The organism is Ruegeria sp. CK2 (assembly GCF_056536585.1).
Genome location: NZ_JBQFPW010000001.1, coordinates 40,008 through 56,271, shown reverse-complemented (window position 1 = coordinate 56,271; position 16,264 = coordinate 40,008). Strand labels below are relative to the sequence as shown.

Sequence of the window (16,264 nt, the reverse complement as noted above, 5' to 3'; positions counted from 1 at the left end):
AATAGCTTTAACGCCCTCTAATCACCATCAATTCACCTATGTTCTCGCGCGTGATGTAGCCAATCATACGCCCGGTTCGACCGAGAACCGCGATGGCGGGGGCGCCTTTGTGCAATTCTTCCAACACGGCCTCAAGGCCGGCGGTTAAGCCCATCTGGGGAATGGCGGTCTCCATGATCGACGTTGCCAATTCCGACCGGGGATGATCACCTGCCAGCGCTGCAAACAACCGATCCCGGGTCACAAACCCCAATAGCGAGCCGTCTGTATCCAAAACTGGGAACTCATGCTGAGTGGTATGAATAACGGCCTGCGCCGCAGTGCTAAGTGTGTCAGTGGGAGACAGAGCGTGAAACTCGGTAATCATGGCATCGCGTGCCAAGACGCGTCGCGCGACAGACCTCAGGGCAACGTCCTGGCTTTCAGCGTTGGCTGCGACGAAAACAAAGACGGCGATCAGGATCAGGATTGGGTTGCCAGAGCTTAACCCCAGAAAGCCAAACCCGACCGCAACAACCTGACCCCCGAGGGCCGCCAATCGCGTAGCCTTGACGCGGTCCATCCGAAGGCACAGTAGGGCGCGGAACACTCGGCCGCCGTCCATCGGGAATGCCGGGATCATGTTGAAGGCAGCCAAAAGCAGATTGACGTAGGCGAGCCTGTCCAGAAGCCCGACATTGGCGGACTCGATCTGAGTGATAGCCTCGTAAGGCATCCCAGCACCCAGTATGACAAGTATGACCCAGATCGCGACGTTGACAGCAGGCCCGGCAAGCGCCACCCAGACCTCTTGCATCGGTTTTTCTGGCATCCGTTCTAATCGCGCAAGACCGCCAATGGGTAACAGGGTGATGTCGGGGGTTTTTATCCCATAGCGCCGCGCCATAAGGGCATGACCAAATTCATGCGCGACTACACATGCAAACAAAGCAAGCACAAAAACCAGATTTTCGATTGCTGCGGGCCATCCGCCGCTGGAATAGGCGGCGAATCCGATCCAGGCCAACAGCAGGAAAAAGGTGACATGGACCCTCAGTTCGGAGCCGAGTAACCGTCCGAGAGAGAAGGACCATGTCATTTGATGTCTCCGTTTCGTTTAGAACGGAATCTCGTCGTCGTCGATTCCGCCGGATGCCGGGGCAGGTGCGCTGGATGGGGCCCCATATGGGTCTCCGCCGACATAGCCTCCACCGGCCTGGCCGCCGCCATAGCCGCCAGATTGACCGCCACCGCTGTCACCACCACGGCTGTCCAGCAGGGTCAGCTCGCCGCGATAGGGGCGCAAAACAACCTCGGTTGAATACCGGTCTTGACCAGACTGATCCTGCCATTTGCGCGTTTCCAGCTGACCTTCGATATAGACCTTGCTGCCTTTGCGCAGATATTGCTCGGCAATACGGGCCAAGGGTTCCGAGAAAATGGCGACCGAGTGCCATTCCGTACGTTCCCGCCGTTCGCCAGTATTGCGGTCTTTCCAGTTCTCTGATGTGGCGATGCGCAGATTGCATACTTTTCCGCCGTTCTGGAATGACCGGACCTCGGGATCGCGGCCAAGATTGCCGACCAAAATGACCTTATTGACTGAACCCGCCATGAAACTCCCCGTTCTGTTCTAACTTAGATGCGCCGAATCTGGCGCTGCGTGTCTGTGCGACCCTATACGGCCTGCATCATGGTTAAAACACAGTTGATCACGACAACAGTCGGCAAGAATTCTTGCGACACCATTTACCAAGCTTTCATTTTTGACTGGAATACATATACTCCGACTGATTTTGGAACGAGCGGGATAGGCTTTTATGCGTTCTCTGGTTGTTGGTTTGTGTGCCCTGTGCCTTGCTTTGGTTTCAGGTCCTTTGGAAGCGCAGACGCTGTCCTCTAAAAGCCGTAAGGACATTTTTCTGAAGCAGGCCAAAGTGTTGGATTCCCGTGCGGCGACACAGTACCGCGGGTCCGAGCGTTTGAAGCCCAAGGCGGCGCAAGGGAAATTCAACAAACGCTACACCGGCAACTATCGCGGCCAATACCTGTCAATGGCCCGCGACGCGGCCCGGCTGCACAGTATTCCGGAAGAGCTTTTTTTGCGTCTTGTGCAGCAGGAAAGTGGCTGGAACCCACACGCCAAGTCTCACAAGGGCGCGCTCGGGCTGGCGCAGCTTATGCCGCAGACCGCAGAGCTGTTGGGCGTGAACCCACATGACCCCAAGCAAAACCTTGAAGGCGGCGCACGGTATCTGTCGTGGCAGTATCGTAAGTTCAAGTCCTGGCGCCTTGCGCTGGCCGCCTACAATGCAGGTCCGAAGGCGGTTGAAAAACATGGTGGAATCCCACCCTACAAAGAAACCCAGAACTACGTGAAAGTGATCTGGGGTGGTTGAGCGCCGCCATGCCGCAGTGCAGAGCGCCCGTTTCTTGATTGCTGCCCGGTTGGCAATCTAGTCTGAAAGAGAACTGCCCGGCAAAGGGGAGGCTCTGAATGCCACGTGATCGCTCGAAAATTCCCAAGGATACTTTGGTCAACTGGCAGCAGCTAGTCGATCTGGTCGCGCAGCTGGCGGATGTGCCTGCCAGCCTGATTATGAAAACAGATGCGCCGGAACACGCGGTTCTCATAACCTCCCATCATCCAGACAATCCCTATCCGGTCGGGCTAAGTTTCCAGTTGAACCCTAAGCTTTATTGCCAGGGAGTCTTTGAGCTCGACGGAGAGCTTGTCGTCGAAGATGCGAGCTGTGATCCGGCTTGGGCCGATAATGACGATTTGGAACATGGGATGTCATTCTATATCGGTCTGCCGCTGAAGTGGCCCGATGGAACGGTGTTTGGCACTATTTGTGTCTTGGATCGGAAACGCAATCGTCAGGCGCTTTTGTTTCGGGAAGGTTTGGGCCAATTCGCTCGCATCGTCGAATCGGATTTGGCTTTGTTGCAAGAGGTTTACCTGCGCCGTGCGTTGGAGGAAAAGCTTAACGAAACACTGACTCAGCTTGAAAACCGCGTTGCAGAGCGCACGCGCGAATTGCAGGAAACCAACACGGCGTTGCGGGTTTTGCTGTCCAGTTTGGATGATGACCGCAAAAGCCGCGACCATGAGATCGTCGAGCAAGTTCGAAACAGGGTCTTGCCCTATCTCGACAAGGTTCGCAGCCATCTGGGGCGAGATGAAGCCCAGCATGTGTATCTGGAATTGGCGGAAAACAATCTTAATGAAATTACCTCATCAATGTCGGATAAGCTGACAGACGCTTTTGCGGTCATGACGCCGACTGAGACTGAAGTTGCGCAAATGGTCATGTTTGGAAAGACGACAAAAGACATCGCAAAAGCGCTGTCGCGCGAAACGTCGACCATTGATTTTCATCGCAATAACATCCGTCGCAAGCTTGGCCTTGATGGGCGGTCGCAAAACCTGCGGAGCCATCTGCTCGCGATTTCGTGATCAGGAAATATGGGGATTGGCCCCATATTCCCCCCAGATTTTTCCGGTCTGAGCCAAGGTTAGATGACTTGTTACCCTCTTTGGCAGGGCGCGGGACACGCCGCGCCAACCCAGCAGAGAGGATCAAACATGGATCGCAAAGATCTGAAGCCCACGATTGTGAAAGGGAACAGGGATGCGCTTGCGCCCGGGTTGTCGCGGCGGTCGTTTTTCATGGCAGCCGGTGCAGCCGGTGTTGGTGCAGGGGCATCGCTGATTGGGGCAAAGCCTGCCCAAGCCCAATCTCAAGCCTGGCTGCAACCTGGCAACAACAACCACGTGATTGATCTGCAAGGCGCTACGGGTCAGGCCAGCACAGGGACCGTTGGGATCGATTACTACGGTCATTGTGCCATCAAGATTACATCCCCAAATGGGGCCACAGTTCTGTTTGATCCCTGGCGGGATGATCCGTCTGGCGCGTGGGGATTGTGGTTCAGGAACGAGTTTCCGCAGATTCCGGTTGATATTACGATGTCCACCCATGCCCATTTCGACCACGATGCGATTGAGCGCCCAAGTTCCACCATGGTGTTGGACCGAATGGCGGGCAATTTCGAATTTGCAGATCTGAAGATTACCGGATTTGCCGACAAGCATGCCTGCGTCGCTCCGGGGTGGTATGACTGGACAAATGCGTTGGCCGAGTTTGGCGCCGAGGCTTGCCCGCCCAACAATGTTGGCCACATGGATATGGTCGTCTATCTGGTTGAAACCGGCGGCATCCGCACGTTGATCTGGGGGGATAATCGCCACAATCCGCCGCAGGAGTTTTGGGACTCGATTGGTGAAGTTGATGTCCTGACCTTGCCGGTAGACGGGTCCGAGCATATCCTCAGCTTTGATCAAGGCAACGACATCGTGGCCAAGCTAAAGCCAAAAATCACCATTCCGACGCATTACCTGAACGACGTCACTTCCTACACGCTGACAACGCTGCAATCTGCTGATGAATGGGTCAAGGTTCAGCCGAGTTACAAGATGCTGGACAGTGCCAGTTTGCAGCTGGAAGCTGGTGACGTGAAGGGAATGAACCAGGAGTTCATGTACTTCGGAAATAACGTGCAGACAGGATAAAGACCAAGCTCTCGCGATTATCACTCACGACCTGCCTCATATGCGTCTTTCCAAGATGAAAATGGGGCGAAATAGGAAAGGGCCGGTCACTGACCGGCCCTTTTGGGTCAATTTAGTTCATTCACTCGGCGGCTATCTTTATGACCGGCTGCATTCGGGCCAGCACGTCGTCTGCCAGGTGGCATTTGACCTGGTGCCCGTCTGCCAGTGTTTTCACTGGCGGCACATCCGACTCGCATCGACCATCCGGCACTTCGGATTTCCAGCGGCACCGCGTTTGGAACGGACACCCCGGAGGAGGGTCCATCGCGGATGGAATATCGCCTTCCAGAACGATATGTTCCTTCTCAATTGACGTATCGGCAATAGGAACCGCGCTCAGCAAGGCCTCGGTGTATGGGTGATAGGGCGGTGAAAAGACCTGATCCGTTGTCCCAAGTTCGACCACATGACCCAGATACATCACCATAACCCGGTCGCTGAGATAGCGCACAATGGACAAGTCATGGCTGATGAACAGCAGGGTCGTTTTGTGCTCGCGCTGAATTTCCATCAACAGATCGGTCACCGCGGCCTGAACAGACACGTCAAGCGCTGAGACAGGTTCATCTGCCACAACGATACGTGCATCCCCGGCAAAGGCCCGCGCGATACCAACGCGCTGTTTCTGGCCGCCGGACAATTGCCTTGGCATCCTCTCCGCGAAGGCGCGGGGCAGTTTCACCAGATCCAACAACTCGAGCATTCGCTTTTTGCGCTCAGCCTCGGTATTGCCAACCCCAAAGATCTCCAGCGCTCTGATGATCTGGCGGCCCACCGTCATCGAAGGGTTCAGGGTGTCGAACGGATTCTGGAACACCATCTGAACCTCGCCCACGGTCTTGGCGTCCCGGTCTTCGATTGGCACGTCTTCGATATTGCGATTGTCCAGAAGAATTTGGCCATCCGTTGCGGTTTCAAGCCCCATCAAAACCTTGGCAAACGTGGATTTTCCGCAACCGGATTCGCCCACAATGGCCAGCGTCTCGGATTCATGTGCTTCGAAACTCAGGGTTTCATTGGCTTTCACAACTTTCGTTGTACCGCCTCCAAAAAGGGCATTTGCTGCCACCTCATAGTATTTCTTGAGGTTGTCCATTTTCAGGACGGTCCGGCCAATTTCACCCTTTTCCTTCTGCTCGGCCAATGTGATCGGGGCGTTCCAGTCGATTTCCTGGAATTTCAGACACCGCGTGTGATGCCGATCATTGCCCGGAACAGCCTCCATCAGAATATTCTGTGAATCGCAGCGCCCTTCTTCGAAATAGTCACATCGCGGGCCAAAGTTGCATCCCGACGGACGTTCGTGGGGCAGGGGAAAGTTGCCGGGAATGGCCACCAGTGGCCGAGAGTTCTTGTCCGCGCCCGGCAAAGGGATCGACCGGAACAACGCCTGTGTATACGGGTGCTGCATCTCGTCAAACACGTCTTTGATCGATCCGCGTTCAACCGCCTCACCGGAATACATCACACAAAGCCTGTCGCAGGTTTCCAAAACCAGACCCAGGTTGTGCGAAATAAATAGCATTGAGGTGCCGTATTTCTTGCCCAGATCCTTAACCAGCTCGACTACGGCGGCCTCGACTGTCACGTCCAGCGCGGTCGTTGGCTCGTCCAGGATCAACAGCGCAGGCTTTGACATCAGCGCCATCGCGATCACGATACGTTGCTGCTGACCGCCCGACAGCTGATGCGGGAAAGAATTCAACATCCGCTCGGGGTCGGGCAGACGTACATCGGTGACCACTTCCAGCGCGCGGGTATAAGCCTCATCCTGGCCCACACCCTCGTGGATCATCGGCACTTCCATCAGCTGTCTGCCGATTTTCATCGCCGGGTTCAGCGACGCCATCGGTTCCTGATAGATCATGGCGATCTCATTGCCGCGGATGTCGCGTAGTTCTTCCGAACTCATTTCGGCCAGATCGCGGCCCTTGAACTTGATCGTGCCTCCCACGACCCGACCGTTTTTGCCGAGATCCTGCATTACGCCAAGTGCCACAGTAGACTTACCGCACCCGGATTCCCCTACCAGCCCAACAGCCTCACCGGGTTGAACGCTGACCGAGAAATCCATCACGGCGGGAATTTCCCGAAGACGTGTAAAAAATGAGATCGACAGCTTGTCAATCTCAAGGATCGGGCCGTCATATTCCGCCATTTTGCTCATCTAGTATCTCCTCGCGAGAGTCCGGGGGAACCCCTTCATCTGGCTAAAAATATCCCGGGGTGTCCGGGGGCAAAGCCCCCGGCCGATATCACATCAGTCCTTCAGGCTTTCCTCACGCAGGCCGTCCGCCAGCAGGTTCAATCCAAGAACCAGAGACAACAGCGCAAAGGCAGGCGGCAGGGCAGGGTGCAGATAGATCGACAGCAGCTTGCGCCCCTCGTTGATCGTAGAACCCCAGTCTGGGCTTTCCGGCGGCAGCCCCAATCCGAAGAACCCCAAGGTTCCCAGCAGGATGGTGGTGTAGCCAATGCGCAGACAGAAATCGACGATCAGCGGCCCACGCGCGTTTGGCAGGATCTCCCACAGCATGATGTACCAAGGGCCTTCGCCGCGGGTCTGTGCCGCAGCAACATAGTCGCGGGTTTTGATGTCCAATGCCAAACCTCGGACAATGCGAAACACGGTGGGTGAGTTCACGAAGACCACCGAAACGAACACCACCAGAATGCCGCCTGGAACGTCGAAAAGATCCAGATAGGTCGGCAGGCCCCAGATGCTGTAATCATCCGTGTTGATCACGTACCCGTTTGTAGAAATCAGCGATAAGTACAGCCAGACCGTTACCCCCAACACACCGATCAACAGAGGCGTGCGGAAACTCGGTCTTGTGTAATAGCGCGAGTTCAGCAAAACGGTCAGAAACAGGATCGGGAACACGAACAACACGGCCGCCATATAGTTCGGCACGCCGGTTGCCACGATTTCCGGTGTGACCAGAAGATAGAACAGCAGGATGACCGGGAAAGCCAGGATCAGGTTGGCCAGGAAGGACAGGAACGTGTCCAGGCGACCACCATAATACCCTGCCGGAAGTCCAAGGGTAATACCGACCATGAAGGCAAACATGGTTGCCAGAGGTGCGATCTGCACCACAATCCAGGCCCCTTTGACCATTCGGCTAAAGACGTCGCGGGCAAGGTTGTCGCCGCCCAGAAGATACCAGGCGTATTGCCCGTCTTCAGGGCTCGGCAACGGCGTCCCGGGGACCTTGTTCTTCATGCCCGAGACCTGTGCCAGAGGGTCCTGTGTCACGATCAGGTCGAGTGCACCAAAAATCCCGGTGAACACCCAGAACATCACAAGGCCAAACCCGATCATACCGATTGGGCTGTCATACAGTTTGCCATAAAGACCCAGCCGCCGTTTATAGGCGATAGACATGGCAAACATGATGATCAGCGCCATCCAGACGGGCAGGAATTGTTGGGATATTGCCCCGACAATGCCGGCGCTTGTGCCCATGAGGATGCCCAGCACCAAGTAACCAACTGCCAATGCCACACAGGCTACAAAGCTGTACCGCAAGGCCAGATTTGTCAGGTTTCGTACACCGCTGCTGGATGTTATCGTTCCATCCGGGTTTACGGTAACTTGTTCTTCCGGCAGGACAATGCTTCCGACAATCCAGATCACAATCGACAGGATCAATGCAGCAAGGGCAACCATCAAAAGCGGGTTTAGAAAGGCGATAGAGCCGGTCCAGGTAAGAGGTTCCATGTTCTATCTCCCTTACGAAATACGGATGCGTGGGTTGAGGTAGACATAGCCGATATCGGAGATCAGCTGCGTCACCAGAACCACAAAGACCGACACGACCGAAATCGCCAACAGCAGTTGAATGTCATTGTTCCCTGCAGCCTGAACCAGCGCCCAGCCAAAGCCCTTGTAGTTGAACAAGGTCTCAACGATCACAACACCATTCAGCAGCCATGGGAACTGCAGCATTATGACGGTGAAAGGTGCGATCAACGCATTGCGCAATGCGTGTTTCATCACGATGTTTGGGAAGGACACGCCTTTTAGGCGCGCGGTTCGGATGTACTGGGCCGTCATCACTTCGGTCATCGACGCTCGGGTCATTCGGGCGATGTACCCCATCCCATAAAGTGCAATGGTCAGAACCGGCAGGAAGAAGTTTTCGAAGGTCGGATTGTCCATCGCCTGCGTCGCTGTCCCCTTGAACCATTTCAGGCCCACTGTGGATGAGGTGAAGATCGCGATGAAAATCACGCCCGACACATATTCCGGTGTTGCCGTTGTGATGATCGAGAAAGTGGACAAGGACCGGTCTAGCGCTGATCCCTCACGCATCCCGGCCAGTACTCCGACGATAAGGGCAGATGGAACCATCAGCACCAGAACACAGAGCATCAGAAAGCCGGTGTTGCCCAGACGTTTGCCGACGATGCTGCCAACCTCGTCCTTAAACACACTGGAGTATCCCCAATCCCCTTGCAGAACACCGCAGAACCTCGGGGTGTTGTCGGCCGTTGACCCGGGGCGCGTGCAGGTGCCCAAGACCTGCCCATCCTCCTGAACCTTTTGGTAACCCGGCATTACGCCCAGCCACTGGCCATACTTGATAAGGGTCGGCTGCAGATATCCTCTGTTTTCAAGCCATGTCTCGACCTGTTCGTCGGACATACGCTGGTTTCCCTGCGTCTTGGCGAGTTTTTCGAGGTTTGGATAGAGGTTGGTCAGAAAGAAAACCACGAACGTCAAGCACAGTGCTGTTAACAGCATGACGCCGAACCGTCGGAGGATGAATAGTCCCATGTTGGCCCCTGTTATTCGGGTGTTCCGCAGATCAGTGGACCATTTTCTGGCCTCGGACGTCCGATCCCGTGTCGGAAAGTCTGCGGCTGTAAGGGGGCGCCCAAGTCAGGCGCCCCCGGAGGGTGAGCAGGCGGGTTTTACGCAGCCCAACCCCACTTGTAGTGATGGTGTTCGAACGACACATGCATGTCAGTGCCCACCAGGCCATCCTTCATGTGACGATAGAGCGACCGCCAGTACGGCTGAACGGTCACGCCTTCTTCCTGGATCATCGCTTCGCCTTTGGCGACAACTTCGCGACGCTTGTCAGCGTCGGCAATGGCCAGTGCCTCGGTCAGCAAGTTATCGAAATCAGGGTTGGCCCAGCCGAATTCGTTCCAGGCCTCGCCCGAACGATAGGCCAGCGCCCAGATTTGAACACCCAGGGGACGGTGGTTCCAGTTGGTCGAGCTGTATGGGTACTTGGCCCAGTCGTTCCAGAAGGTGTTGCCTGGCAGAACCGTCCGCTTGACCTTGATGCCCGCGTCACGCAGCTGCGCGGCCACGGCGTCAGTAGTGTTGCGGCGCCAGTCATCATCGATTGACATCAACTCATGCTCGAAATCGGCCATTCCGGCTTCTTCCATCAGAGCGCGAGCCCCTTCCGGGTCGACTTTCTGTGGAGGCAGTTCGAAGTAATCCGGGTGGATCGGGCCAACATGGTGATTTTCAGCAGGCGACCCACGGCCACCATATCCGAGTTCGAGACAAACCGCGTTGTCCACGGCCATCTGCAGAGCCTGGCGCACACGCTTGTCCGCATAGGGCTTTTTGCCGTCGATTTCGGCCAATTGGTTCGGTCGAACAACGATGGTGTTCATCGTGACAACTTCCGATTTCACATAGCCGAGGCTGTCCATCACATCGATGAATTCACCGACCGACTCGTACAGCATGTCGACTTCGTCGGATTCTAAGGCAGCCAGCCAGGCGGAAGGATCGGTGCCGTAGTCGATGTACTCGATGCGGTCCAGCGCCGGACGGCCAAAGACTTCCTCGCCCCACCAGGTGTGGTCTTCGTTGCGGACCAGCGATGCTTTCACACCAACTTCCAGCTCTTCAATCAGGTAGGCACCGGTGCCTACATTGTTGAGCAGATCGGTTTCGCTGAACGAGCTGTGCACGATAGCGGCCGGATAATCGGCCATACCTGCGATCAGCGAGATGTCAGAGTTGGGCAGGTTAAGGTTAACCGTATTTGCGTCCACAACTTCGATGGCCCCATCAATTGCCTGACCTGAGTCAGCGTCAATCAAGGTCGCAAAACGACCCGCCATCGAGTTGGTTTCCGAGCTCTTGTCACACCAGCGCGCGATATTGCGGGCAACGTCGTCGGCGGTGAAATCGTCTCCGTTGTTCCATTTGACGCCCGGACGGACTTTCAATGTGTAAACGGTCGCATCGTCGTTGACTTCCCAGCCTTCCAGCAGCATGCCGCGGAATGTACCGTCCGAGTTATACTCGACCAGATATTCCATAGTGCCACGGGTTACGTTTGCGATCTGAGACCAGTCATAGGTACGCGGGTCTTTCAAAGCGCGTACTTCCTGTTGAACGCGGATTGTACCGCCTTCCTGCTTGGCGTCCTCACCTTCCGCGCGGGCAGGTGCAGCCAAACCGATCATGCCGTAGGCTGCGGCGGCCGTCAGGCCCAGCCCTGTGGTGCGAGTTAGGAACTCGCGGCGATTTAACTTACCGTCCCGATACTCCTGAGCGTGCATCTCAGCCGCCCAGTGTACCGGTGCTCCGGTGGTTGTTTGATTTGTCATAAATGCATCTCCCTGTGACACAGTTTTTTTATTGTGAAGATCAGAGCTACCCGGCGCAGCAGGCGCCGAAAGGTAGGTCGATGGGTTTTCTTTTTTGGATTCTCAGCATCCCCATAGGCGCATTCGGCACCAGAATTTGCATCAGGTCAATGTTCGAAATCGTCATAGATGGCAAAAAAACGACATCTTTGATACGAGTTTAAAGGGCTATGCCAGAACAATCCGATGGGGATTCGCCCACTTATCAAAGTGAGACATTTGATGAGCAAGCGCGGGTTATCCTTCCGACTATCGAATTTCGACGATCACGGAGCGTCTCGCAGGAAAGAAAACGCCTTACCAAAGTATCACCTTGAGAAATCAATATGATACCATTCTTTCATCCGGGCGCGAAACCAAGTCCGTTGTCGCTTTGCAAATTGCCGGGTCGAGATTGTGGCTTTTTCTCGAGCCTGATCCAGCGTCATCTCTCCGTCAAGATACGCGGTCAGTTCGGGAACACCTATCGCCTTATAAGCCGGTAGTGACGGGTCATATCGATCGCGCATGGCGCTTACTTCATCCAAGGCGCCCATTTCCAGCATCTGATCAAAGCGCCGGGTGATCCGACCAAGCAGCCAGGCCTTGTCGACATCAAAGACGATGGGAACGGCATTCGACAAAGCCAGATCCGGGGCGGGTGTTTCAGACTGCCAAGATAGCAGGCTGCGCCCGGTCGCCTGCTGCACCTCCCAGGCGCGTTGCACACGGACACGATTGTTGGTGTCCAGCCGTTCAAGTGTCAGATCGTCAACGCCTGCCATTAGTTCGGTCAGCGACATCTGGTCGGCCAATGACCTCACATCCGCGGGTGTGGTTGGAATTTCCGCCATGCCTTCGGTCAACGCAGTAAAGTACAGGCCAGTGCCACCTACAATGATTGAGCGTTGATCGCCTGTCAGCAAAGGAACAACCTCGCGCAGCCAGTGCCCGGTCGAATATTCCTGATCAAAGGGGATGTGGCCATAAAGCTTGTGTGGGGCGCGGGCTTCTTCTTCGGCGGACGGGCGGGCAGAGATGACCCGCCAGCAATCATAGACCTGACTGGCATCGGCGTTCACGATGACGCCGCCGAAGGTCTCGGCAATCTGCAAGGCCAGCGCTGATTTTCCCGATGCAGTGGGGCCTGCGATCAGCACCGGTTTACCCTCTGGGATCGGGGGCAGGCGGTCTAGGATTTGTGATGCTGAACGGCTGGTCATTCGGGGTTGCCTCATTCCTTACCAACCGCATTGAACCTGCGGCGCTTTTGCTTCATTTTGCGCCGGAAAATAAACCCGTGCCAGCCCGGAGCGCAATATGAGCCTTTCCCCATCCATCGACACCGAAGAAGCCCCTAAAACAACGTATAAACGCGTGATGTTGAAGATTTCGGGTGAGGCTTTGATGGGGGATCAGGGATTCGGTTTGCACCCGCCAACGGTCCAGCGCATCGCGCAAGAGGTCAAATCAGTGCATGATATGGGCGTCGAGATTTGCATGGTTATCGGCGGTGGCAACATTTTCCGTGGCCTCAGCGGCTCGGCCCAGGGGATGGAGCGGACGACAGCGGATTACATGGGGATGCTGGCCACCGTCATGAATGCGCTGGGGATGCAATCTGCATTGGAAGAGGTTGGGGTGTTCACCCGTGTAATCTCGGCCATTCGCATGGATGAAGTGTGTGAGCCCTATATTCGCCGCCGCGCGGTGCGTCACCTTGAAAAGAAGCGGGTCTGCATTTTCGCCGCGGGAACAGGCAACCCGTATTTCACCACGGACACCGCTGCCACGCTGCGCGCCAACGAAATGGCGTGCGAGGCTATTTTTATGGGCAAGAATGGCGTTGACGGTGTTTACGATAAGGACCCTAAGGAACATGCGGATGCGGTGCGCTATGACACAGTGACCTATGACGATGTTCTGGCCAAACGCCTGCGGGTCATGGACGCCTCGGCCATTGCATTGGCGCGGGACAACAACCTACCCTTGATCGTATTCGGCTTGGATGAACCCGGCGGGTTCCGCGGCATTCTGGCGGGCGAGGGGACCTATACCAAGGTTCAAGGCTGACGATTTCGACCAGAGATTTGCAATTGGCCGGATCCATGGGTCCGGCCTTTTTTGTTTGAATGCCACGCTTGACCTGCGCGGGGTCCACCGGCAACGTAACCTCGTTCCTAGGGTTCGCAATCAATCCATAGAACTGCCGATGCCATGAGTTGGTGACCAAGGTTTCGGCGAGGCTGGAAGACCTGCCATGATTTCTGAGGTGTCCGGAAACATGCGCCGGCTCCTCTTTGATGTGCAGCATGACTGAGGAGTGAGATGCGATGAGCTCTCTGGATATCGATTTCGTTCGGGCACAGTTTCCCGCTTTTTCCGAACCCAGCCTGGCAGGGCAAGCGTTTTTCGAAAATGCAGGCGGATCATATACTTGCAAGCCGGTTATTGACCGGCTGACGCGGTTTTATACTCAGCGCAAGGTTCAACCCTACGCCGCGTACGAGGCCAGCCGGCTTGCCGGACAAGAGATGGATGAGGCACGCACCCGGATGGCCACGATTCTGGGTGTAGATACGGATGAGTTGAGCTTTGGCCCTTCGACCACGCAAAACACGTATGTTCTGGCGCAGGCGTTCCGGCAGTGGATGAAACCAGGCGAGGCCATAATTGTGACTGATCAGGACCATGAGGCCAATTCCGGCCCGTGGCGGCGTCTGGCAGACGCAGGAATCGAGGTGCGGGAATGGCAGATCGATCCTGATACCGGGTCGCTGAACCCACAAGATCTAGAAAACCTGCTGGATGAAAAAGTGCGTCTTGTCTGCTTTCCCCATTGTTCGAACGTGGTGGGTGAGATCAATCCGGTGACCGAGATCACTGCAATCGCCCATGCTGCAGGTGCATTTGTATGCGTGGACGGCGTATCATACGCGCCGCATGGGTTCCCGAATGTCGGCGATTTAGGCCCGGACATCTACCTGTTTTCTGCCTACAAGACCTATGGGCCGCATCAAGGCTGCATGGTCATTCGCCGTACACTTGGAGAGCTGCTGCCCAACCAGGCGCATTATTTTAACGGCGATGATTTGTACAAACGGTTCACTCCGGCCGGCCCGGATCATGCTCAGATTGCAGCAAGCGCCGGGATGGCGGATTATGTGGAACAGCTGTGTGGCCATCACGGTGGGCCAAAGACAGGCGCAGCCGAGCAAGGAGTCTTTGTTCATGATCTGATGCGGGCGTACGAGGTTGCTTTGCTGCAACCTGTGCTGGACGCTGTGAAAGATCGAAATGCCGTCCGTTTGATTGGCCCGTCAGATGCGTCTGTGCGGGCGCCGACGGTCGCGTTGTCGTTGAGTCGCCCAGCAGAACCAGTTGCGGCGGAACTTGCGCAGCATGGTATCATGGCTGGCGGCGGAGACTTTTATGCGTCGCGACCGTTGCAAGCTATGGGTGTCGATCCAGCGCAGGGTGTTCTTCGGATCAGTTTCACGCATTACACCGCGAAAAATGAAATTGATCAACTTTTAGGGGCACTTGAACGCGTTTTGTGATCTAAATTTTGCTCGGCCTCGTATAAAGAAGAAAACATCAGGACAAGTATGTCACAGGGGCAGTCTCCGATTATTTTGTGGTTCCGACGGGATTTGCGCCTGTCGGATCATCCGGCACTTAAGGCGGCTTTGGAAACAGGCCGCCCCATCATACCAATCTTCATATTGGACGACCTGGTCCAGCATTTGGGTCCAGCACCAAAGTGGCGCCTTGGGCTGGGGTTGGAAGCGTTTGACCAGTCGCTAAGGCAAATTGGGAGTCGGCTGATCCTGCGTCGCGGCAATGCCTTGGATCAATTGCGGCATTTGATCTCCGAAACCGGGGCCAAGTCCGTTTACTGGTCTCGTGCTTACGATCCAGAAGCGATCGAACGCGATACAATGATCAAATCGACTTTGAGCGCTCAAAGCGTGCAGGCAAAGTCGTTTGCCGGTCATCTTCTGTTCGAACCCTGGACCGTTGCAACCAAAGCGGGACAGCCGTTCCGTGTTTTCACGCCAATGTGGCGGGCTGTTCAGTCGCGAGAGGTTTCTGTTCCAGATGCGGCGCCGACGCGGCTGCCAGCGCCGACGCAATGGCCTGCTTCTGATGATCTGGCTTCATGGAAGTTAGGAACGGCTATGAACCGCGGGCTTTTCGTCGTCAGGCCGTATGTTCAGCCGGGTGAAAAGGCGGCGCTTGATCATCTGGACGGTTTTCTGGACCGCGTTAGCGGGTATTCCAACGATCGGGACAGGTTGGACCGGGATGGGACATCGAACCTGTCAGAGTACCTCTCATTAGGTGAAATCGGGCCACGTACCGCGTGGCACAGGGTGCAGCGCGCCGCCATGACGGGCGTGTCCGGGACTGAGGCGTACTTGCGCCAGCTTGTTTGGCGTGAGTTTGCGTACCACCTGATGTATCACACGCCACGCCTTTTGACCGGCAATTGGAAACCGGAATGGGATGGGTTTCCCTGGAATATCGATCCAAATCATCCTGATGTGGTGGCTTGGCAGCAGGCCAGAACAGGCATTCCGGTCGTCGATGCGGGTTTGCGGCAGATGTATGTCGCCGGGCGTATGCACAACCGCGCGCGAATGATTGTCGGCAGCTACCTGACCAAGCATCTCATGACTCACTGGAAGATTGGCATGGATTGGTTCGCGGACTGCCTGATCGATTGGGATCCGGCTGCTAACGCAATGGGGTGGCAATGGGTGGCCGGATCAGGCCCCGACGCGTCGCCGTTTTTCCGGATATTCAATCCACAGACACAACAGGAGCGGTTTGATCCCGATGGCGCTTACATACGGCGGTGGATTGCAGAGGGTCAGGCCGATGCAAGCGATACCGCACTTGCCTATTTCGATGCCGTTCCGAGATCGTGGAACATCCGGCCCGACACAGATTACCCAAAACCTGTCGTCGCATTGCCAGATGGGCGACGCCGTGCGCTGGCCGCGTATGAATGCCGAAAAAGCCAGTAAGGAACTGAAAACTTGCCAGAAACAG

At 55.8% G+C, this 16,264-nt stretch carries 13 protein-coding genes; 6 read left to right on the top strand and 7 right to left on the bottom strand.

Annotation, left to right across the window (positions count from 1 at the left end; genetic code table 11):
- Window positions 1–7: 7 nt before the first annotated feature.
- Complete coding sequence (locus ACR0BU_RS00255; RefSeq protein WP_480735353.1) at window positions 8–1,078, bottom strand: site-2 protease family protein; 1,071 nt, start codon at window positions 1,076–1,078, stop codon at window positions 8–10.
- Window positions 1,079–1,096: 18 nt separating this feature from the next.
- Complete coding sequence (gene ssb / locus ACR0BU_RS00250) at window positions 1,097–1,594, bottom strand: single-stranded DNA-binding protein (protein ID WP_480735355.1); 498 nt, start codon at window positions 1,592–1,594, stop codon at window positions 1,097–1,099.
- 205 nt (window positions 1,595–1,799) lie between these two features.
- Here ssb and ACR0BU_RS00245 point away from each other — a divergent pair, with 205 nt between their 5' ends.
- From ACR0BU_RS00245 to ACR0BU_RS00235, 3 genes are all read left to right on the top strand, one after another.
- Window positions 1,800–2,378 carry a lytic transglycosylase domain-containing protein gene (locus tag ACR0BU_RS00245; protein WP_300067204.1) on the top strand — a complete coding sequence of 193 codons (579 nt, stop codon included), beginning with the start codon at window positions 1,800–1,802 and terminating at the stop codon, window positions 2,376–2,378.
- A 98-nt stretch (window positions 2,379–2,476) separates the two neighbouring features.
- Complete coding sequence (locus ACR0BU_RS00240; protein ID WP_480735356.1) at window positions 2,477–3,439, top strand: LuxR C-terminal-related transcriptional regulator; 963 nt, start codon at window positions 2,477–2,479, stop codon at window positions 3,437–3,439.
- A 129-nt stretch (window positions 3,440–3,568) separates the two neighbouring features.
- Window positions 3,569–4,555, top strand: a complete 987-nt coding sequence (locus ACR0BU_RS00235; RefSeq protein ID WP_480735358.1) for an MBL fold metallo-hydrolase — start codon at window positions 3,569–3,571, stop codon at window positions 4,553–4,555.
- Between the two features lie 121 nt (window positions 4,556–4,676).
- Here ACR0BU_RS00235 and ACR0BU_RS00230 read toward each other — a convergent pair whose 3' ends face one another.
- The 5 genes from ACR0BU_RS00230 to miaA all read right to left on the bottom strand — a co-directional run bounded on the left by ACR0BU_RS00230 (window position 4,677) and on the right by miaA (window position 12,429).
- Complete coding sequence (locus ACR0BU_RS00230) at window positions 4,677–6,764, bottom strand: dipeptide ABC transporter ATP-binding protein (protein WP_300067198.1); 2,088 nt, start codon at window positions 6,762–6,764, stop codon at window positions 4,677–4,679.
- A gap of 93 nt (window positions 6,765–6,857) precedes the next feature.
- A complete protein-coding gene (locus ACR0BU_RS00225; RefSeq protein ID WP_480735360.1) occupies window positions 6,858–8,321 on the bottom strand; it encodes an ABC transporter permease in 1,464 nt (487 codons plus the stop codon).
- 12 nt (window positions 8,322–8,333) lie between these two features.
- Window positions 8,334–9,380 carry an ABC transporter permease gene (locus ACR0BU_RS00220; protein ID WP_299078646.1) on the bottom strand — a complete coding sequence of 349 codons (1,047 nt, stop codon included), beginning with the start codon at window positions 9,378–9,380 and terminating at the stop codon, window positions 8,334–8,336.
- A gap of 137 nt (window positions 9,381–9,517) precedes the next feature.
- Window positions 9,518–11,188, bottom strand: a complete 1,671-nt coding sequence (locus ACR0BU_RS00215; protein WP_298932286.1) for an ABC transporter substrate-binding protein — start codon at window positions 11,186–11,188, stop codon at window positions 9,518–9,520.
- A 347-nt stretch (window positions 11,189–11,535) separates the two neighbouring features.
- Window positions 11,536–12,429: a tRNA (adenosine(37)-N6)-dimethylallyltransferase MiaA gene (gene miaA / locus ACR0BU_RS00210; RefSeq protein ID WP_480735362.1), complete on the bottom strand. Its 894-nt coding sequence runs from the start codon at window positions 12,427–12,429 to the stop codon at window positions 11,536–11,538.
- 97 nt (window positions 12,430–12,526) lie between these two features.
- Between miaA and pyrH the strand changes: the two genes are divergently transcribed.
- The 3 genes from pyrH to ACR0BU_RS00195 all read left to right on the top strand — a co-directional run bounded on the left by pyrH (window position 12,527) and on the right by ACR0BU_RS00195 (window position 16,239).
- Complete coding sequence (gene pyrH, locus ACR0BU_RS00205; RefSeq protein WP_480735363.1) at window positions 12,527–13,279, top strand: UMP kinase; 753 nt, start codon at window positions 12,527–12,529, stop codon at window positions 13,277–13,279.
- 260 nt (window positions 13,280–13,539) lie between these two features.
- On the top strand, window positions 13,540–14,766 hold the full coding sequence (locus ACR0BU_RS00200) for an aminotransferase class V-fold PLP-dependent enzyme (protein WP_480735364.1): 1,227 nt from the start codon (window positions 13,540–13,542) through the stop codon (window positions 14,764–14,766).
- A gap of 48 nt (window positions 14,767–14,814) precedes the next feature.
- A complete protein-coding gene (locus ACR0BU_RS00195) occupies window positions 14,815–16,239 on the top strand; it encodes a cryptochrome/photolyase family protein (RefSeq protein WP_480735365.1) in 1,425 nt (474 codons plus the stop codon).
- The last annotated feature ends 25 nt before the right edge of the window (window positions 16,240–16,264 follow it).

Coding starts and splice junctions, on each gene's coding strand:
- ACR0BU_RS00255 (WP_480735353.1), bottom strand. CDS start 1,078: ATGACATGGTCCTTCTCTCTCGGACGGTTACTCGGCTCCGAACTGAGG.
- ssb (WP_480735355.1), bottom strand. CDS start 1,594: ATGGCGGGTTCAGTCAATAAGGTCATTTTGGTCGGCAATCTTGGCCGC.
- ACR0BU_RS00245 (WP_300067204.1), top strand. CDS start 1,800: ATGCGTTCTCTGGTTGTTGGTTTGTGTGCCCTGTGCCTTGCTTTGGTT.
- ACR0BU_RS00240 (WP_480735356.1), top strand. CDS start 2,477: ATGCCACGTGATCGCTCGAAAATTCCCAAGGATACTTTGGTCAACTGG.
- ACR0BU_RS00235 (WP_480735358.1), top strand. CDS start 3,569: ATGGATCGCAAAGATCTGAAGCCCACGATTGTGAAAGGGAACAGGGAT.
- ACR0BU_RS00230 (WP_300067198.1), bottom strand. CDS start 6,764: ATGAGCAAAATGGCGGAATATGACGGCCCGATCCTTGAGATTGACAAG.
- ACR0BU_RS00225 (WP_480735360.1), bottom strand. CDS start 8,321: ATGGAACCTCTTACCTGGACCGGCTCTATCGCCTTTCTAAACCCGCTT.
- ACR0BU_RS00220 (WP_299078646.1), bottom strand. CDS start 9,380: ATGGGACTATTCATCCTCCGACGGTTCGGCGTCATGCTGTTAACAGCA.
- ACR0BU_RS00215 (WP_298932286.1), bottom strand. CDS start 11,188: ATGACAAATCAAACAACCACCGGAGCACCGGTACACTGGGCGGCTGAG.
- miaA (WP_480735362.1), bottom strand. CDS start 12,429: ATGACCAGCCGTTCAGCATCACAAATCCTAGACCGCCTGCCCCCGATC.
- pyrH (WP_480735363.1), top strand. CDS start 12,527: ATGAGCCTTTCCCCATCCATCGACACCGAAGAAGCCCCTAAAACAACG.
- ACR0BU_RS00200 (WP_480735364.1), top strand. CDS start 13,540: ATGAGCTCTCTGGATATCGATTTCGTTCGGGCACAGTTTCCCGCTTTT.
- ACR0BU_RS00195 (WP_480735365.1), top strand. CDS start 14,815: ATGTCACAGGGGCAGTCTCCGATTATTTTGTGGTTCCGACGGGATTTG.